This is a genomic window from Rhodobacter sp. Har01, assembly GCF_020564565.1.
Classification (GTDB): Bacteria; Pseudomonadota; Alphaproteobacteria; order Rhodobacterales; family Rhodobacteraceae; genus Pseudogemmobacter.
The window spans coordinates 150,883-167,893 of the sequence record NZ_JAJCTD010000005.1 but is presented as its reverse complement, the minus strand read 5'-3'; the positions used below and the strand labels follow the sequence as shown (position 1 = coordinate 167,893).

The window sequence follows — 17,011 nt, the reverse complement described above, 5'->3', positions numbered from 1 at the left end:
CCGATATGCCCTGCCGCAAGCGGCCTGTCGGCAATGTGGGCGCACCGGGCCGACGTCACAAGTCCCACCGCACCTGCGGCACGGCGAACACATCACACCGGCCGTCTCAGGGATGTGATTTCCGCCCGGTCGCGCAAAGCCTATTCTCGCGGCATGAGAATTTGCCGCCCCGCCGCCCTTCGCCTGGTCCGGACCGCCGCTCTGGCGGCCCTGGCCGCCACTGCCGCCGCCGCCGAGGTCACCACACAGGATGACGTGGTGCAGGCCGAACTGCTGCCCGGCTGGCAGTTGCAGAGCGGGGCCCAGATGGCGGCGCTGAAGCTGGACCTGGCACCCGGATGGAAGACCTACTGGCGCAGTCCCGGCGATGCCGGCATCCCGCCGCAGTTCGACTGGTCGGACTCGATCAACGTCAAATCGGTGCGGCTGCACTGGCCCGCGCCCTCGGTGTTCCGCACCAACGGCATGCAGACCATCGGTTACCATGACCAGCTGGTGCTGCCGGCCGAGATCGTGGCGCGCGATCCATCGAAGCCCATGGTCCTGTCGGCGCGGATCGACCTGGGGGTCTGCCGTGACATCTGCATGCCGGCGGCGCTGACCCTCGAAGCGGCGATCACCCCGCCCGGCACGCCGGATTCCGACATCCGCGCAGCCCTGGCTGCACGGCCCGATACCCCGGCCGAGGCGGGACTTGTGGCCATCGGCTGCACGGTCGAGCCGATTGCCGACGGGCTGCGCCTGACGGCGACGCTGGAACTGCCCTGGGCCGGCCGGTCGGAAACGGTTGCCTTCGAGACCGCCGACCCCGCGGTCTGGGTGGCCGAAGCGGTGTCGCAACGGCAGGGCGACCGGCTGGTCGCGGTGACCGACCTGGTGCCGCCGTCCGGCGGCCCCTTCGCGCTGGACCGCTCTGGCATCACCGTGACGGTCATCCGCGACGACGGCGCGGTCGAGATCGCCGGCTGCCCGGCTGCCCCCTGATCCCTGCGAAGCAAGTTGCGGGCCGGCCCGAAGGCACGCCGCTGCGCCACCGCGAATGCAGGTCCGGCTCAGGACCTGTGCTTGTGCTCTTCCAGCCGCGGGATCATTTCGACCAGGTTGCAGGGCCGGTGGCGGTTGTCCAGCTGCCAGACCAGGATCTCATCCCAAGCGTCGCGGCAGGCGCCGGGGCTGCCGGGCAGGGCGAAGAGGTAGGTGCCGCCGGCAATCCCGCCGGTCGCCCGGCTTTGCATCGCCGATGTGCCGATCTTGCCCATCGAGACCACGGTGAAGATGGTCGCAAAGGCCTCGATCTCCTTCTCATAGACCTCGCGGTGCGCCTCGACGCTGACGTCGCGGCCGGTCAGGCCGGTGCCGCCGGTGGTCAGGATCACCTCGATCTCCGGCGCCGCAATCCATTGCCGCAGGCGGCTGACGATCTTGTCACGGTCGTCGGTCACGATGTCGCGCGCCGCCAGCAGGTGCCCGGCCCCGGTCAGCCTCTCGACCAGCGTGTCGCCCGAGCGGTCTTCGGCCCGACTGCGGGTGTCGCTGATGGTCAGCACCGCGATGCGCACCGGAATGAACTGCCTCGTCTCGTCGATCTTCATGCCCTACCCCCGCTCCATCACTGCCAGCCGCAGGGCCAGAGCCGCCAAGATCGCGCCGGAAACGCGGCCCAACCCGCGCGACAGGCCATCCGACCGCGCCAGCCGGGCGCCAAGCCCCGCCGCCGTCAGCGCGACCGCGCCGTTGACCAGAAGGCCGCCCAGATTGAACACCAGCCCCAGCACCACGAACTGCGCCAGCACCGGGCCCGCAGGGTCCACGAACTGCGGCAGGAAGGCCAGGATGAACAGCGCCACCTTGGGGTTCAAGAGGTTTACCACCAGGGCGTCACGGAAGATGCGCGGCAGCGGCATGGCCGCGGCCGTCCCGGGCCGGACTGGACCGGCACGAAGGTTGTTCCAGGCCAGCCACAGAAGGTAACCCACGCCGCCCCAGCGGATCGCCTCGAAGGCGGCCGGGTGGGCCTTGAGCAAGGCCGCCAGCCCAAGCGCCGCGATGGCCACATGCACCACGCAGCCGGCCGCGATCCCGAAGTTCGCCGCCATCCCCGCGCGCGGCCCGCCCCGCAGCCCCTGCGCCAGCACGAACATCATGTCCGCCCCCGGCGTCAGGTTCAGCGCCAACCCGGCGGGGATGAAGGCAGCAAGGGTCAGAGGGTCGACGATCATGGGATTCAGTCCAGGCATTGCCCGACAGGCAGCCGTGGCTTTTCCACTGCCAGGAGTGCCGTCTTCAGTCTGTCCAGCCGCATCCTGTATTCAAGGAAATCGCGGCTGGAGTCGTCCATCTGGCTGCAGTCCGCCGGCAGGCTGGCCGCGACCCTCTCCAGAACACGGGGCCGCAAGTCAGCCCAGTCCCGCGGCGGCACGGCGTTGCGGGCCACGTGTTCGCCGACATCGTCGAAAACGCTTTCGACCACGAAACGGCGGGCCGCGCCGCCCACCTCGCACTTCCGCGCCAGCAGCAGCGTGTAGGCGACCGAACTCAGGATGCAGTCGGTCGTCTCGCCGCGCCCGTTGATGTCGATGCTGACGCAGGCGTCATGGCCGGTTTCGCCCTTGCAACGGGTGTGGACCCCGTCGCCCAGATCGAGGTTGCGGTAGGTCAGGCCGCCGTTCGTGGTCACCACCACCCTGTTCGCGTGCTGGTCGAACAGCAGGGCCAAATCGACAAGCGGCTCTGCCCCGGAAAGGGACGGCAGAGCCGACAGCAAGAGGGCCGCGCTGAGCCGGCTCATGCCAGATGCGCCTTCAGCGCCAGCAAGTCCGCCCAGGCCTCGCGCTTGGCGGCGGGGTTGCGCAAGAGGTAGGCCGGGTGCGTCATCGGCAGCATCGGGCGGCCCAGCGCCTGTGTCCAGGTTCCACGGGCCTTGAGGATTCCGCGGTTGCCGGTCAGCGCGAGCAGCGGCGTGTTGCCCATGACCACGACCACCTGCGGGTCGATCAGTGCGATGTGGCGTTCCACAAAGGGACGCATCATGTTGATTTCCAATGGTTCCGGATCGCGGTTACCTGGCGGGCGCCAAGGCATGACGTTGGTGATGTAGAGCGCTGCTTCGGCATCCGGACTGCGGCGCGACAGGCCAATGGCGGCAAACATCCGGTCCAGCAATTGCCCGGCGCGGCCGACGAAGGGCAGGCCTTCAAGGTCTTCCTCGCGGCCAGGCGCCTCGCCCAGGATCAGCACGCGCGCCTTGGGGTTGCCGTCGGCAAAGACGGTGGTGCGGGCACCCTGCTTCAACTCGCAGTGCCGGAAGGCCGCCAGGGCCTCGCGCAACTCATCCAGCGTGCGGGCCGAGCTGGCGGCGGCCCTGGCGGCCGCAACGGCATCGCCTTCGGGCACCTCCGCACCGGCCGGCCGAACAAGCGCCGGCGCCGCAGCGGCGCGCGTCGACGCGGGCGCAAGGGCGTAGCGGTCCACCGGCGCATCGCCCAACACCTCGTCCACGCCCGCATCCAGCTGCCAGGACAGCGCGGCCAGCGCGGCCTCCCAGTCCGCAGCAATGTCTCCGGCACTTTCGGCGGCGATTCCCATGGCTGCGACGGTAAGCGGTCGTCGACCTTCGGGCCAGACGCAATCCGCCGTTGCCCCGACCCGACCGCTTTCCTATAAGCGCGGAGATCCCGGCAGGAGAACACCATGGCCTTCCGCGCCCGCCATCTTCTTGGCATCGAGCCGCTTCAGCCCCTGGAGATCACCACCGTCCTGGACCTGGCCGAGCGCTATGTCGAACTGAACCGCCGCACGGTCAAGCAGTCGGACGCGTTGGCGGGGATGACGCAGATCAACATGTTCTTCGAAGCCTCGACCCGGACGCAGTCGAGCTTCGAGATTGCCGGCAAGCGGCTGGGCGCGGACGTGATGAACATGTCGGTCGCGCAGTCGAGCGTGAAGAAGGGCGAGACCCTGATCGACACCGCGCTGACGCTGAACGCCATGCACCCCGACCTCTTGGTGGTGCGGCACCCCTCGTCCGGCGCGGTGAACCTGCTGGCGCAGAAGGTGGATTGCGCGGTGCTGAACGCCGGCGACGGGCGGCATGAGCACCCCACCCAGGCGCTGCTGGATGCGCTGACCATCCGCCGCGCCAAGGGCCGCATCCAGCGCCTGACCATCGCCATCTGCGGCGACATCGCGCATTCCCGGGTGGCGCGGTCCAACCTGATCCTCTTGGGCAAGATGGAAAACCGCCTGCGGCTGATCGGCCCGCCGACGCTGATGCCCGCCGGCGTCGCCGACCTGGGCGCCGAGGTCTATGACGACATGCGCGAGGGCCTGAAGGGCGCCGATGTGGTGATGATGCTGCGGCTGCAGAAGGAGCGGATGGACGGCGGCTTTGTGCCCTCGATGCGGGAATACTATCACCGCTTCGGGCTGGACGCCGAAAAGCTGAGCCATGCCGCCCCCGATGCCATCGTCATGCACCCCGGCCCGATGAACCGCGGGGTCGAGATCGACGGCGATCTGGCCGACGACATCAACCGCAGCGTCATTCAGGATCAGGTGGAAATGGGCGTCGCCGTGCGCATGGCCTGCATGGACCTCCTGGCCCGGAACCTGCGCCGCGAACGCGGCCGCAAGATCGCGGAGACGCTGGTGTGACGCCCGACCCGGACCGCAAGCCGACAAGATCCGAGATGCGGACGGGCGGCATGGTGGCGCTGGCCGTGCTGGTCTTCATTGCGGTGTTCACCGCGATCTTCGTGGCGATGGGATAACGGATGGCACGGATCGAACCTGACGACGTGCTGCGCCGGCCGGCCGAGCCGGACGAGGGCGAGGCGGTGCTGGCGGAATTCCGCGGCGACCGGATGACCTACTGGCGCCAGCACCTGATCATGGCCGCGGTGCTGGGGGTGGTGGCGGGGCTGCTGCTGTTGTGGCAGGGCAATCCCTATCCGGTGGCCGGGCCACTGGGGGCCATCCTCGCCATCGGCGGGCGGGCGGCTTACCTTGCGTCCGAGGCGTTGGGCGACCGCTGGCTGCTGACCCCGACGCGGCTGATCGGGCCGGGCGGGCGGCTGGTGCCGGTGTCTTCCATCGCGGCGGTGCGGCCGATTCTGGGGGCGGTGCAGGTGGTCACGCGGGCCGGCGACAAGCACCTGATCAAGTATCTGGCCGACCCCGACGCGGTGGCCAACCGCATCGCGCAGGCCCGGCGATGACGATGCAGGACGAGCCCCCGCCACCGCCCGCCGAGGTGCCCGCCGGCTGGGAGGGCATTCTTGAGCCGGGCGAAGCCATCCTGTGGCAGGGCCAGCCGGCGCCCGGCCTGCGGCTGGTGGATTTCCTGGACCGGCGGGCGCCGTTCGGTCTGGTCTTCGCGGGGTTCGCGGTGTTCTGGATGGCCAATGCGGCCGCGATGTCGGGGAACGCGCCGGGGCCGATGGCCTGGGCCTTTCCGCTGTTCGGGCTGCCGTTCCTGCTGATCGGGCTGAACCTGTCCATCGGCCGGCCGCTGCGCGATGCGCTGCGCCGGCGCACCACGTTCTACACCCTGTCCGACCGCGCCGCCTATATCGCCACCCGAGGCGCCGGGGCGCGCAAGCTGGACCGCTATCCGCTGGATGCGAGCTTTCGCCCCACGCTGGAGGACGGCGACCCGGGCAGCATCTGGTTTGCCGTGGCCGAGGGTGAGGCCCGCCGCGGCTGGCGCGGCACCGGGGCGGCGCGGCGCTATTCCTCGGTGACGGTGGGCCGCAGCCGGATCGGGTTCGAGGCGATCACGGATGCGCGCGGGGTTTATGCCAGGATGCTGGCGGCGCTGCGGGCACAGGCGGGCATGACATGAGCCGTGCCCCGGACGCCGGGCGGTGGACAGTCGCACACCTGTCGCGCTATGAACCGCGCAACCCTGCGGGCAGGCAAAGGGCGCCATGACCATCCTTTTCACCGACGCACGCCTGATCGACCCCGAAACGCTGACCGAAACCCGCGGCAATCTGGTGGTTGCCGACGACGGCAGCATCGCCGGCCCCTGGAGCGGGGCGAAACCTCCGAAGGGCGCCACCGTCATCGACTGCGGCGGCAAGTGCCTGGCGCCGGGGATCGTCGACTGGGGCGTGAAGATCGGCGAGCCGGGCGAGCGGCACCGCGAGAGCTTTGGCTCGGCCGGGGCGGCGGCGGCGGCGGGGGGCGTGACCACGATCATCGCGCGGCCCGACACCCTGCCGGCGATCGACACACCGGAAACGCTGGAATTCGTCACCCGCCGCGCCGCCGGGGCCAGCCCGGTGCGCATCCGCCACATGGCCGCGCTGACCAAGGGCCGCGATGGCCACGAGATGACCGAGATCGGTTTCCTGCTGGATGTGGGCGCGGTGGCCTTCACCGATGTCTTCGCGGTGTGTGCCGACAGCAAGACGCTGAGCCGGGCCATGACCTATGCCCGGTCCCTGGGTGCGCTGATCGTCGGCCACCCGCAGGACCCCGGCCTGTCGGCCGGTGCGGCCACCACCAGCGGCAAGTTCGCCTCGCTTCGCGGGTTGCCGGCGGTGTCGCCGATGGCGGAACGGATGGGGCTGGAGCGCGACCTGGCGCTGGTCGAGATGACCGGCGCGCGCTACCACGCCGACCAGATCACCACCGCGCGCGCCCTGCCCGCCCTGCGCCGCGCGCGCGAGGCCGGGCTGGACGTGACCGCGGGCACCTCGATCCACCACCTGACGCTGAACGAGTTCGACGTCGGCGATTACCGCACCTTCTTCAAGCTGACGCCGCCCTTGCGGTCGGAAGACGACCGCCAGGCGGTGATCGCGGCGCTGGCCGAAGGGCTGATCGATGTGATCGCCAGCTTCCACACCCCCGCCGATGAGGAATCGAAGCGGCTGCCGTTCGAAGAGGCGGCGGCCGGCGCGGTGGCCTTGGAGACCTTTCTGCCCGCCGCGATGCGGCTGCACCACGGCGGCCACCTGAGCCTGCCGCAACTGTTCCGCGCCATGGCGCGGAACCCGGCGCGGCGGCTGGGCCTGCCGCAGGGCTGCCTGTCGCCCGGGGCGCCGGCCGACCTGGTGCTGTTCGACCCCGACGCGCCGTTCCTGATGGACCGCTTCCGCCTGCGGTCGAAGTCGAAGAACACCCCCTTCGACGGGGCGCGCATGGAGGGCCGCGTTCTGGGCACCTGGGTCGGCGGGGCCCAAGTCTTCCAGGCCGAGGAGTAAGCGATGCCGGAACTGGTTTCCGCCTGGGACACGCTGGGCCTGACGGCGCTGCTGGCCTATCTTCTGGGCGCAGTGCCCTTCGGCGTGCTGATCACCAGGGTGATGGGCCTGGGGGATCTGCGCAAGATCGGCTCGGGCAACATCGGGGCCACCAACGTGCTGCGGACCGGCAACAAGGCCGCGGCCGCGGCGACGCTGGTTCTGGACGGCGCCAAGGGGGCGGTGGCCGTTCTTGTGGCGCGCTGGGTCGTCGGCACCGAGGATGCCGCGCAGGTCGCAGCCCTGGCCTCGTTCATCGGACACCTCTATCCTGTCTGGCTGGGCTTTCGCGGCGGCAAGGGCGTGGCCACCTACCTGGGAACGCTCATCGCACTGGTCTGGCCGGTGGGCCTGGCCGCCTGCGCGACCTGGCTGGCCGGCGCGCTGCTCACCCGGATGTCCTCGGCCGCCGCGCTGATTGCCGCTGCCGTCACGCCGCTTTGGCTTTGGACCTTCGATCACGGCAGAATGCTTGTCCTGGTGCTGATCCTGACGGTGCTGATTTATGTCCGCCACGCCGCGAACCTGGGGCGGATCAAGGCCGGGACCGAACCGAAGATCAGCCAGAAGAAGGGCTGAGGCGGTTGCTCCGGGATTCGTCAGACGGAGTGGTCCTTGCGCTTTTCGCGCTGGTGTTGCTTGCCGTCTTCCTTGTCTTGCGGTGGCGGACAGGGCCACGGGCACGGCCGCGGACTGCCGCAGAACAGCGGCCCTTTGCGGTGATCGATGGATCGAACGTCATGCACTGGCACGACAATCGCCCCGATCTGGCGCCCGTCGCCGCCGTCGTCGAGACCCTGCGCAGAGCGGGCTACCAGCCCGGAGTCATCTTCGATGCCAATGCGGGCTACAAGCTGGCCAACCGCTATCAGGGCGACGCCCAGCTGGCCTACTTCCTTGACCTTCCCGCCAAAGACGTGCTGGTCGTTCCCAAGGGGCAGCAGGCCGACCCGTTCCTGCTGGATTTCGCGCGCGACACCGGCGCCATCGTGATCAGCAACGACCGCTTCCGCGACCGGATTGCCGACTATCCCGAGCTTGCAACCCAGGGCCGGCTGATCCGCGGCGACTGGCGCGACGGCAAGGTCGTGCTGGACTTTCCGAACCCCTAAAGGCTTGACGCGGCATAGATTGGCGCCAGCGAACCGCCCCAGACGCCATCATAGGCGGCCAACCAGCGGTCGGCCTGCGCATTGCCGGACCTGAGGCTTTCGACCAGGGGCGCGAGGTGGCGTTCCTCGCCCAGGCCCCGCGCCGCGAGACCGGCGTGCGACAAGGCCACCGCCGAGCGCGCCAGATCGACCAGCTTCACGTCGCCCGCTTCGGCCTTCAGCGCCGACACGGACGCGGCCACACGCAGGCCTTCGCGGGTTTCGGCGTCCAGGCCCTTGACCAGATCCCAGGCGGCATCCAGCGCGCCCTGGTCATACATCAGCCCGGTCCAGAACGCCGGCAGGGCCACCAGGTGCGGCAGGTCGCCGGCGTCCGCCCCGCGCATCTCGATGTAGCGCTTTGCCCGCGCTTCGGGGAAGACGGTGGTCAGGTGGTCGGCCCAGTCCGACAGTGTCGGCCTCTCGCCCGGCAGGGCAGGCAGTTCGCCCTTGAGAAAGTCCCGAAACGACTGGCCCAGAGCATTGATGTAGCGGCCGTCGCGGAAGACGAAGTACATCGGCACATCCAGCACCCAGTCGACGTAGCGCTGGAACCCCATGCCGTCTTCGAAGACGAAGGGCAGCATGCCGGTCCGGCTGGCGTCGAGGTCGCGCCAGATGCGGCTGCGCCAGCTGCGGTGACCGTTCGGCCGGCCCTCGAAGAACGGAGAATTGGCAAACAGCGCCGTGGCCACCGGCTGCAGCGCCAGCGCCACCCGCAGCTTGAGCACCATGTCGGCCTCGGAGGCAAAGTCCAGGTTCACCTGCACCGTCGAGGTCCGGTACATCATCTGCGTGCCGTGGGTGCCAACCCGATCCATGTAGTCGGTCATCAGCCGGTAACGGCCCTTGGGCATCACCGGCATCTGGTCATGCGTCCAGTCCGGCGCGGCGCCAAGCGACATGAACCGGATGCCCAGCGGGCCGGCCACGGCCTCGACTTCGGCAAGGTGGTTGTCCAGCTCTGCCTTGACCTCGTGGAGATCGCTCAGCGGCGCGCCGGACAGTTCGAACTGACCACCCGGTTCCAGGCTGATGTTCGCGCCATTGCGCGAAAGTCCGATGACATTCTCTGCCTCCCGCAGCGGCACCCATCCGAAACGGTCGATCAGGCCCGCGAAGACGGCAGAGATCGAGCGGTCCCCGGCATAGGGCAAGGGGGCAAGCGTGTCGGTCAGCCAGCCGAACTTCTCGTGCTCGGTGCCGATGCGCCAGGCAGACTTCGGCTTGCAGCCGGCCGCAAGGAACCCGGCCAACTGGTCGAAGCTTTCGATCGGGCCACCGCCCGACTGGGGAATCGACATGGGCGCTGGCTCCGGCTGCTGGTGAGGTCGAGACTTGGGTGGCTTGGGAAGCGCAACAGGTGTCGTGCCGCGCCCGCGCTGTCAAGCCCGACCGGCACCGTCGCTGCCGATGTTCAGCGGCGCGGCACCGGGGCGGCGCCACACCGGACGGTCGTCCAGGGCGGTTGCCGGAACCGTCGCGCCCAGCGCGGCCGGCGCCTGCAGAGCCGTCACGAGCGCCGCCGAGGAAAGGCCGGGCAGCGCCGCGAAGGTGTCGAAAAGCGCTGGCGCCCCGGCGGCGTCGAGCGGGATCAGCAGACCGCGGCCGGTGGCATCGGTCAACTGCCACATCCGCCGGCCGCGGAAGGCGGCAAGGCGCAACTCGACCAGGTCGTTCAGGCTGATTTCACCGCCCATCCGGGGATGCAGATACCGAACCCGCGCCTCATCCACCTCGACCACGCCCGGCGCGGCGGCATCGGTTTCGAACCGCAGCCGCCGCAGGCCAAGGATCGCCCAGCCCGCCCCCAGCGCCACGAAGGCGACGCCTGTGATGATCGGCAGAAAGCCGCCATGCAGCACGGTCCAGACCCCGACCGCGATGGTTGCCGCTCCGGCGGCGGGGTCGAACCAACGGCCCAACAGGCGGAGGACTTCGGGACGGAACAGGCTCATGTCATCATCTCCCCGACCCTTACCAGGGTCTTCAACTGTGCATGCCGGTCGCAGCCGACCGGCCGGATGCCGCGCGGCCTTGCGGCCCGCGCAGCGGATTTGTCGTTCCCGCAGACCCGAGGCAGGTCATGCCGTCTGCCGGCGTGTCGCCTTGCGGCCACGATGCCGCCCTGCAGCGCCGGCCGCATCATCGCCAGTCTCCGAAACGCGTCTGCCAAAGCGCAAGCGCTGCCACCGCCGCCGTCTCGGCCCGCAGGATGCGCGGACCCAGCGTGACCGCGGTGACGAAGGGCAGAGCCGCCAGCCGGGCACGCTCGTCCGCCGAAAAGCCGCCCTCGGGGCCGATCAGGATCGCCGCTGCCGCGCCAGCCGGACCATCCTCCCAGCCGTTTCCAGGCCCGGAGCAGCCCTCGTCGGCCCAGAACAGCCGCCGCGCCGCCGGCCAGTTGGCCAGAAGACGGTCCAGCGGCTGCAACTCGGCCACCTCGGGCACCCAGGTCGCGCCACATTGCTCGGCTGCCTCGACCGCATGGGCCTGCTGCTTTTCGGCCCGCAGACGTTCGGAATTCATGTGCCGGGTGGCCACTGGAATCAGCCGCGCCACCCCCATCTCGACCGCCTTCTCGACAATGAAATTGGTGCGGTCCTTCTTCACCGGGCTAAACAGAAGCCACAGGTCGGGCGGCGTTCCCTGCGGCACGGTTTGCGCCGCACAGACGGCAATGCCGCGGCGACGGCCGGCCTCGGCCACCGTGGCCTGCCATTCGCCGTCGCGGCCGTTGAACAACTGCACCGCGTCGCCAAGGCCCAGCCGCATGACCGAAAACAGATAGTTCGCCTGCGCCTCGTTCAAGGCCACGGCTTGCCCCTGCCCAAGCGGCTGATCTACAAACACCCTGATCTTCGGCCCTGCCATGAGGCGAACCTATGTTTGAACCGCCCCGAACACCAGAGGCCGCGCCCCTGGATGCCGTGGCCGACGCCCCGCGCGGCAACTGGGTGGACAGCTGGGCCCCCGCCCCGACGCGGCCCTATCTGCGGCTGTCGCGGGCTGATCGGCCGATCGGCACCTGGCTGTTGTACATCCCCTGCCTCTGGGCCGTGGTTCTGGCCGCAAATATTGATGGATTCAGGCTTTTGGACCTGTGGCTGGTGCTGTCCTGCGGCGCCGGAGCCTTCCTGATGCGGGGCGCCGGCTGCACCTGGAACGACATCACCGACCGCGACTTTGACGCCGCGGTGGCACGCACGAAAAGCCGCCCCATCCCGTCGGGGCAGGTCAGCGTGTCGCAGGCGCTGGCCTGGATGGTGGCGCAGGCGCTGGCTGCGGCGCTGATCCTGTTCAGCTACAACTGGCTGGCGGTTGGCCTTGGCGTGGCCTCGCTGGCGCTGGTTGCGGTCTATCCGTTCGCCAAGCGATTCACCTGGTGGCCGCAGGTGTTCCTGGGCCTGGCGTTCAACTGGGGCGCGGTGCTGCTCTGGGCGGCGCATTCCGGGACCGTGCCTGTCGCCGCCGTGCTGCTGTATGCCAGCGGCATCGCCTGGACGCTGTATTACGACACCATCTACGCCCATCAGGACAAGGAGGACGACGCGCTGATCGGCGTGAAGTCCACCGCGCGGCTGTTCGGGAAACGCAGCGGCGCCTGGCTGGCCGGGTTCCTGGCGCTGGCCGTGCTGTTGATGGCCGCGGCGGTGATCGTGGCGATTCCCGCCGCGCGCGGCGTCTGGCCGATGCTTCTGGGTTTGGCCGGGGTCTGGGGGTTCGGGCTGCACATGGCCTGGCAGATGCGCGGGCTGGACCTGGACGACCCGGCCAGTTGCATTGTCGCCTTTCGCGCCAACCGCGACGCCGGGCTGATCCCTGTGCCGTTTCTTGCCGTTGCCGCGCTGGTCTGATTGAACCCGCCGCGACAAACCCCTACGAAGCGGGGGTCGCCGCAACGAGCCTGATCCCGTGCCCAAGCGCCTGCTCCTTCTGTCCCCGACGGTCCTTGCCGCGCTGAGCTTTGCCGCGGCCGGCCTGGTCATGCTGCTGATCGCCCTTGGCGCCGCGCTGGTGATCGAAAGCCGATCTGAAAGCGTGGTCTCGGAGCGGCTGGCCGCGGCCGGCATGGATTGGGTCGGCGTGGAAAGCGACGGGCTGCAGGTGTTCTTGACCGGCACCGCGCCCACCGAGGCGGCACGGTTCACGGTGCTGAACCTGGTCGGCAGCGTGGTCGACAGCTCGCGCATTCGCGACGGGCTGGACGTGGCACCGGCCAGCGCGCTGGCCCCGCCGCGGTTCTCGGTCGAGATGCTGCGCAATGACGACGGCATCCAGCTGATCGGCCTGATCCCCAAGACCACGCAAATCGGCGGGTTGACGGCCGCAGACCTGGCGCAAGCCGCCGCCGCACTGACGCCCGGGGTCGAGCCGGCGAACATGCTGCAGGCGGCCGAATATGCCCCGCCCGAGACCTGGGATGCCGCGCTGCGCTTCGGGCTTGAGGCATTGAAGATGTTGGAACGCTCGAAGATCTCGGTGATGGCAGACCGGGTCGAAGTGACGGCGATCGCCGACAGCGCCGAGGAAAAGCGGCAGTTCGAGGCCGACCTCATGGCCAGCGTGCCCGAGGGGGTGAAGCTGGTGGCCGACATCTCGGCGCCGCGGCCGGTGATCACGCCGTTCACCCTGCGCTTCATCAAGGACGCGACCGGCGCCCGCTTCGACGCCTGTTCGGCCGATACCGCACGGGCCCAGGGGCAGATCCTGGCCGCCGCGCGCGAGGCAGGCATGACCGAAGACGTCGCCTGCACCATCGGCATGGGCGTGCCCTCGCCGCGCTGGGGCGAGGCCGCCGCGGCCGGCATCCGCGCCGTCGCCGCGCTGAACGCCGGGACGCTGACCTTTTCCGACACCGACATCACGCTGGTTGCCGGCGATGGCGTGACCCAGGCCGAATTCGACCGGGTGGTCGGAGAGCTGCGCGCCTCACTGCCCGACGTGTTCTCTCTGGACGCCACGCCGCCCAGGGCCGAGACCGCGGCGCAAGGCCCGGCCGAATTCACCGCCACGCTGTCGGCAGAAGGCAAGGTCGAGCTGCGCGGCCGGCTGGTGGACGAGACCCAACAGGCCGCGGTGGATGCCTTTGCGCGGGCGCAGTTCGGCGCCGACCTGGTCTATGTCGCCACGCTGCTGGACCAGAACCTGCCGGACGGCTGGCCGGTGCGGGTGCTGGCGGGGCTGGAAGCGCTGGGCCAGTTGCACGACGGCAGCCTGCTGGTGCGGTCCGATCTGGTCGAGGTGAAGGGCGTCACCGGATCGCAGGAGGCGCGGGCGAAGATCACTCAGATCCTGTCCTCGCGGCTGGGCCAGGGCCAGACCTTCCGCGTCGACGTCCGCTACGACGAAGAGCTGGACCCGCTGGCCGCGCTGCCCACGCCCGAGGAATGTGAGGCCAATCTGCGCACGGTGATGGCCAGCCAGAAGATCACCTTCACCCCCGGTTCGGCCGAGATCGCATCGGAAGCCGGGCCGGTGATCGACGCCCTGGCCAAGATCCTGCAGGATTGCCCCGGACTGTGGATGGAGATTGCCGGCCACACCGATTCGCAAGGCTCCGAAGGCGGCAATCAGGCGCTCAGCCAGGCCCGGGCCGAGGCGGTGCTGATCGCGTTGCAGGGCCGCCGCGTCGATGTTTCGGGCATGACGGCGGTGGGCTATGGCGAGGCCCTGCCGATCGCCGACAACGAAACCGAAGCCGGCCGCGAGGCCAACCGGCGCATCGAGTTCGTGCTGAAGCAGCCCGGCGGTGCGGTCGCGGCGGCCGTCGAAGCGGCCGTCGAATCCGCCGCCGCGCCGGATTTCTCGACCGACGACAGCCCCTCGGTCGCCCCTTCGGAAAAGACCATGCGCCCGAAACCGCGCCCCGCGCGAGAGGATTGAGGCCAAGGAACCCCCATGAACCGCACCGAATTCGTCATTGCCACCGCCATCACGCTTCTGCTGTCCTTTGCGATGGGGTGGTTTGCGCACTGGATCCTGCACCGCTTCTCGCGCCAGTCGGCCGGCACCGACCTGGCCGAGATGGACCGCCTGGCGCAATCGCTGCACGAAGCCGAGGAAGTGCGCGACCAGGCGGTGATCTATCTGGAACAGCGCGAGGCCGAGCTGATGAACCAGATCTCCCAGACCGAGGCCGAGTTGCGCGCCGCGATGGAGGGCCTGCGCGACGCCCGCCAGGAAGCCGAGGAAATGCGCGCCTATATCGAGCGGATGCACGCGAACGGCTGACGAAAACGCCTGCGGCCGGTCGCGGAGCCGATTTCCGGAGCCGGAAATCGGCCACGGAATTCGACTTCGAATTCCGGTTGCTTGCGACACTGGGGCTGTTGGCAGCCGGCGGGGTGCGGGCGTAGCCTCCGCCGCATCAGCCGAGGGAGTTCCGGTCATGCGCCGTGTCGCCGTTCTTGCCGCCGCCTTCGCCGTGGCCTTCGCCTCGCCGCCCGCCCGCGCCGATGCCGTGTCGGACGCACTGGACGCCGCAACCGCGGCCTATGCCAATGGCAAGCTGACTGAGACCGCCCGGCGCATCGCCGAGGCCAACAGCGCGCTGTCGGCACTGCAATCGGCGGCACTGCTGGCCCTTCTGCCACCCGCGCCCGATGGCTGGACCCGCAGCGAGAACACCGACATGACCGCCACCATGGTGGTGATCGGCGGCGGATCGGGGATCGAGGCCACCTATTCGGGGCCGGACGAGCAGTACTTCACCATCACGATCTTTGCCGACAACCCGATGTTCCTGTCGATGCAGGAGATGTACAACAACGAGATGCTGGTCACCATGATGGGCGGCAAGAAGACCATCGGCGGGGCCGAGTACCTGACCCAGGCCGAAGACAGCCTGTTCACCATCGTCGGCGAGCGGCTGATGGTGCAGGCCACCGGCGCGCCGGTGGCGGTGATGGAGCCGGTGCTGGCGCAGATCGACCATGCCGCCTTGGCTGCCTACGGCCAGTGATGGCGCCATCCGGCCAGCCGGCCCCAAGTTTGCGTGAGGACTGGACCTAACGCCGGCCCCGAACTGGACAAGCGGGGGGCGGACATGCGACGTGTCTGCGATCCCTGTTTTATGACCGCGAGGCCCCGATGCTGGATTCCGTCACCAACCTGCGCGACCTTCTGAAGGACCCGTCGCTTCTGGCTACCCAGGCCTATGTGGCCGGCGAATGGATCGACGCCGACGACGGCTCGACCTTTCCGGTGGTGAACCCTGCCCGCGGCGACGTGATCGCCACGGTGCCGAACCTGAGCCGCGCCGAGACCGCCCGCGCCATTGCGGCGGCAAAGGACGCGCAGAAGGAATGGGCAGCGCGCACCGCCAAGGAACGCGCGATCATCCTGCGCAAGTGGTTCGACCTGATGATGGCCAACCAGGATGACCTGGGCGTCATCCTCTGCGCCGAGATGGGCAAGCCGATGGCCGAGGCCAAGGGCGAGATAGCCTATGGCGCCAGCTTCATCGAATGGTTCGCCGAGGAGGCCAAGCGGGTCTATGGCGAAACCATCCCCGGCCACCAGCGCGACAAGCGGCTGATGGTGCTGAAGCAGCCGATCGGCGTGGTCGCCTCGATCACGCCGTGGAACTTTCCCAACGCGATGATCACCCGCAAATGCGGCCCGGCGCTGGCGGTGGGCTGCGCCTTCGTCGCCCGCCCCGCCGCCGAGACGCCGCTTTCGGCGCTTGCGCTGGCCGTGCTGGGCGAACGCGCGGGGCTGCCGAAGGGCATCCTGTCGATCATCACCTCGAAGAAATCCTCCGACATCGGGAAAGAGTTCTGCGAGAACCCGATCGTCCGCAAGCTGACCTTCACGGGCTCGACCGAGGTCGGCCGCATCCTGCTGCGGCAGGCGGCCGAGCAGGTGATGAAATGCTCCATGGAGCTGGGCGGCAACGCGCCCTTCATCGTGTTCGACGACGCCGATCTTGATGCCGCGGTGGCGGGCGCGATGGCGTCGAAGTTCCGCAACAACGGCCAGACCTGCGTCTGCGCCAACCGCATCTACGTGCAGGCCGGGGTCTATGACGCCTTCGCCGCCAAGCTGCGCGAGGCGGTGGCCAAGGCCAAGGTGGGCGACGGGTTGGCCGGCGAGGTGCAGTTCGGCCCGCTGGTCAACATGGCCGCGGTCGAGAAGGTGCAGGAACACATCGCCGACGCCACCGCCAAGGGCGCGCAGGTGATCCTGGGCGGCGAGCGGCACGAGTTGGGCGGCAACTTCTTCCAGCCCACCATCCTGACCGGGGTGACCGACCAGATGGTCGTGACCAACGAGGAAACCTTCGGCCCGGTGGCGCCGCTGTTCAAGTTCGACACCGAGGAAGAGGTGATCGAGAAGGCCAATGCCACGATCTTCGGCCTGGCCTCCTATTTCTACGCCCGCGACATCGGCCGCATCACCCGCGTGCAGGAGGCGCTGGAATACGGCATCGTCGGCGTCAACACCGGGATCATCAGCACCGAGGTCGCACCCTTTGGCGGCGTCAAGCAATCGGGCCTGGGCCGCGAGGGCAGCCGGCACGGGATGGAAGATTACCTGGAAATGAAATACATCTGTCTGTCGATCTGACCGGCGGCCACCCGATCCAAGGGGGCGGCCGGTCCGCCC

Annotated in this window: 19 protein-coding genes; 12 read left to right on the top strand and 7 right to left on the bottom strand. The window is 69.1% G+C overall.

Features of this window, described 5'->3' with window-relative positions:
* Positions 1-153: 153 nt before the first annotated feature.
* The gene (locus LHP98_RS13640; protein ID WP_227253095.1) at positions 154-984 is read left to right on the top strand and encodes a protein-disulfide reductase DsbD domain-containing protein; all 831 of its coding nucleotides are present in this window, start codon (positions 154-156) and stop codon (positions 982-984) included.
* A 68-nt stretch (positions 985-1,052) separates the two neighbouring features.
* Here LHP98_RS13640 and moaB read toward each other — a convergent pair whose 3' ends face one another.
* The 4 genes from moaB to LHP98_RS13620 are packed head-to-tail and all read right to left on the bottom strand — an operon-like array spanning position 1,053 to position 3,585.
* Positions 1,053-1,592, bottom strand: a complete 540-nt coding sequence (gene moaB, locus LHP98_RS13635) for a molybdenum cofactor biosynthesis protein B (protein WP_227253094.1) — start codon at positions 1,590-1,592, stop codon at positions 1,053-1,055.
* 3 nt (positions 1,593-1,595) lie between these two features.
* A complete protein-coding gene (locus LHP98_RS13630) occupies positions 1,596-2,219 on the bottom strand; it encodes a LysE family translocator (protein WP_227253093.1) in 624 nt (207 codons plus the stop codon).
* 5 nt (positions 2,220-2,224) lie between these two features.
* Positions 2,225-2,788: a hypothetical protein gene (locus tag LHP98_RS13625; RefSeq protein ID WP_227253092.1), complete on the bottom strand. Its 564-nt coding sequence runs from the start codon at positions 2,786-2,788 to the stop codon at positions 2,225-2,227.
* A complete protein-coding gene (locus LHP98_RS13620) occupies positions 2,785-3,585 on the bottom strand; it encodes a uracil-DNA glycosylase (protein WP_227253091.1) in 801 nt (266 codons plus the stop codon). Before LHP98_RS13620 ends, LHP98_RS13625 begins: the two co-directional genes overlap by 4 nt.
* A 105-nt stretch (positions 3,586-3,690) precedes the next feature.
* Here LHP98_RS13620 and LHP98_RS13615 point away from each other — a divergent pair, with 105 nt between their 5' ends.
* From LHP98_RS13615 to LHP98_RS13590, 6 genes are all read left to right on the top strand, one after another.
* A complete protein-coding gene (locus LHP98_RS13615; protein ID WP_227253090.1) occupies positions 3,691-4,653 on the top strand; it encodes an aspartate carbamoyltransferase catalytic subunit in 963 nt (320 codons plus the stop codon).
* Positions 4,654-4,772: 119 nt separating this feature from the next.
* Positions 4,773-5,216 carry a hypothetical protein gene (locus tag LHP98_RS13610; RefSeq protein ID WP_227253089.1) on the top strand — a complete coding sequence of 148 codons (444 nt, stop codon included), beginning with the start codon at positions 4,773-4,775 and terminating at the stop codon, positions 5,214-5,216.
* A gap of 2 nt (positions 5,217-5,218) precedes the next feature.
* Positions 5,219-5,842: a hypothetical protein gene (locus LHP98_RS13605; RefSeq protein WP_227253088.1), complete on the top strand. Its 624-nt coding sequence runs from the start codon at positions 5,219-5,221 to the stop codon at positions 5,840-5,842.
* Between the two features lie 85 nt (positions 5,843-5,927).
* Positions 5,928-7,211 carry a dihydroorotase gene (gene pyrC, locus LHP98_RS13600; RefSeq protein ID WP_227253087.1) on the top strand — a complete coding sequence of 428 codons (1,284 nt, stop codon included), beginning with the start codon at positions 5,928-5,930 and terminating at the stop codon, positions 7,209-7,211.
* 3 nt (positions 7,212-7,214) lie between these two features.
* Entirely contained in the window at positions 7,215-7,829 is a 615-nt protein-coding gene (gene plsY, locus LHP98_RS13595) for a glycerol-3-phosphate 1-O-acyltransferase PlsY (RefSeq protein ID WP_227253086.1), read from the top strand.
* Between the two features lie 29 nt (positions 7,830-7,858).
* Positions 7,859-8,362 carry an NYN domain-containing protein gene (locus LHP98_RS13590; protein WP_319638952.1) on the top strand — a complete coding sequence of 168 codons (504 nt, stop codon included), beginning with the start codon at positions 7,859-7,861 and terminating at the stop codon, positions 8,360-8,362.
* Here LHP98_RS13590 and LHP98_RS13585 read toward each other — a convergent pair.
* The 3 genes from LHP98_RS13585 to LHP98_RS13575 form a co-directional block, all read right to left on the bottom strand.
* Positions 8,359-9,705 (bottom strand): glutamate--cysteine ligase, encoded by a 1,347-nt coding sequence (locus tag LHP98_RS13585; RefSeq protein ID WP_227253085.1) that lies wholly within the window; start codon positions 9,703-9,705, stop codon positions 8,359-8,361. The two genes, LHP98_RS13590 and LHP98_RS13585, sit on opposite strands and share 4 nt — an antisense overlap.
* Positions 9,706-9,786: 81 nt before the next feature.
* The gene (locus tag LHP98_RS13580; protein WP_227253084.1) at positions 9,787-10,359 is read right to left on the bottom strand and encodes a hypothetical protein; all 573 of its coding nucleotides are present in this window, start codon (positions 10,357-10,359) and stop codon (positions 9,787-9,789) included.
* Positions 10,360-10,546: 187 nt separating this feature from the next.
* Positions 10,547-11,275, bottom strand: a complete 729-nt coding sequence (locus tag LHP98_RS13575) for a 16S rRNA (uracil(1498)-N(3))-methyltransferase (protein WP_227253083.1) — start codon at positions 11,273-11,275, stop codon at positions 10,547-10,549.
* Positions 11,276-11,286: 11 nt separating this feature from the next.
* On the opposite strand from LHP98_RS13575, the gene ubiA reads away from it, so the two are divergent.
* From ubiA to LHP98_RS13550, 5 genes are all read left to right on the top strand, one after another.
* Complete coding sequence (gene ubiA, locus LHP98_RS13570) at positions 11,287-12,258, top strand: 4-hydroxybenzoate octaprenyltransferase (RefSeq protein ID WP_227253082.1); 972 nt, start codon at positions 11,287-11,289, stop codon at positions 12,256-12,258.
* 58 nt (positions 12,259-12,316) lie between these two features.
* A complete protein-coding gene (locus LHP98_RS13565) occupies positions 12,317-14,287 on the top strand; it encodes an OmpA family protein (protein ID WP_227253081.1) in 1,971 nt (656 codons plus the stop codon).
* 15 nt (positions 14,288-14,302) lie between these two features.
* Positions 14,303-14,635 (top strand): hypothetical protein, encoded by a 333-nt coding sequence (locus tag LHP98_RS13560; protein WP_227253080.1) that lies wholly within the window; start codon positions 14,303-14,305, stop codon positions 14,633-14,635.
* 157 nt (positions 14,636-14,792) lie between these two features.
* Positions 14,793-15,365: a hypothetical protein gene (locus LHP98_RS13555; protein ID WP_227253079.1), complete on the top strand. Its 573-nt coding sequence runs from the start codon at positions 14,793-14,795 to the stop codon at positions 15,363-15,365.
* Between the two features lie 128 nt (positions 15,366-15,493).
* A complete protein-coding gene (locus tag LHP98_RS13550; protein WP_227253078.1) occupies positions 15,494-16,972 on the top strand; it encodes an NAD-dependent succinate-semialdehyde dehydrogenase in 1,479 nt (492 codons plus the stop codon).
* Positions 16,973-17,011: the final 39 nt, after the last annotated feature.

Coding starts and splice junctions, on each gene's coding strand:
- LHP98_RS13605 (WP_227253088.1), top strand. CDS start 5,219: ATGCAGGACGAGCCCCCGCCACCGCCCGCCGAGGTGCCCGCCGGCTGG.
- LHP98_RS13585 (WP_227253085.1), bottom strand. CDS start 9,705: ATGTCGATTCCCCAGTCGGGCGGTGGCCCGATCGAAAGCTTCGACCAG.
- LHP98_RS13555 (WP_227253079.1), top strand. CDS start 14,793: ATGCGCCGTGTCGCCGTTCTTGCCGCCGCCTTCGCCGTGGCCTTCGCC.
- LHP98_RS13615 (WP_227253090.1), top strand. CDS start 3,691: ATGGCCTTCCGCGCCCGCCATCTTCTTGGCATCGAGCCGCTTCAGCCC.
- pyrC (WP_227253087.1), top strand. CDS start 5,928: ATGACCATCCTTTTCACCGACGCACGCCTGATCGACCCCGAAACGCTG.
- LHP98_RS13560 (WP_227253080.1), top strand. CDS start 14,303: ATGAACCGCACCGAATTCGTCATTGCCACCGCCATCACGCTTCTGCTG.
- moaB (WP_227253094.1), bottom strand. CDS start 1,592: ATGAAGATCGACGAGACGAGGCAGTTCATTCCGGTGCGCATCGCGGTG.
- LHP98_RS13620 (WP_227253091.1), bottom strand. CDS start 3,585: ATGGGAATCGCCGCCGAAAGTGCCGGAGACATTGCTGCGGACTGGGAG.
- LHP98_RS13575 (WP_227253083.1), bottom strand. CDS start 11,275: ATGGCAGGGCCGAAGATCAGGGTGTTTGTAGATCAGCCGCTTGGGCAG.
- LHP98_RS13640 (WP_227253095.1), top strand. CDS start 154: ATGAGAATTTGCCGCCCCGCCGCCCTTCGCCTGGTCCGGACCGCCGCT.
- LHP98_RS13630 (WP_227253093.1), bottom strand. CDS start 2,219: ATGATCGTCGACCCTCTGACCCTTGCTGCCTTCATCCCCGCCGGGTTG.
- LHP98_RS13610 (WP_227253089.1), top strand. CDS start 4,773: ATGGCACGGATCGAACCTGACGACGTGCTGCGCCGGCCGGCCGAGCCG.
- plsY (WP_227253086.1), top strand. CDS start 7,215: ATGCCGGAACTGGTTTCCGCCTGGGACACGCTGGGCCTGACGGCGCTG.
- ubiA (WP_227253082.1), top strand. CDS start 11,287: ATGTTTGAACCGCCCCGAACACCAGAGGCCGCGCCCCTGGATGCCGTG.
- LHP98_RS13550 (WP_227253078.1), top strand. CDS start 15,494: ATGCTGGATTCCGTCACCAACCTGCGCGACCTTCTGAAGGACCCGTCG.
- LHP98_RS13625 (WP_227253092.1), bottom strand. CDS start 2,788: ATGAGCCGGCTCAGCGCGGCCCTCTTGCTGTCGGCTCTGCCGTCCCTT.
- LHP98_RS13580 (WP_227253084.1), bottom strand. CDS start 10,359: ATGAGCCTGTTCCGTCCCGAAGTCCTCCGCCTGTTGGGCCGTTGGTTC.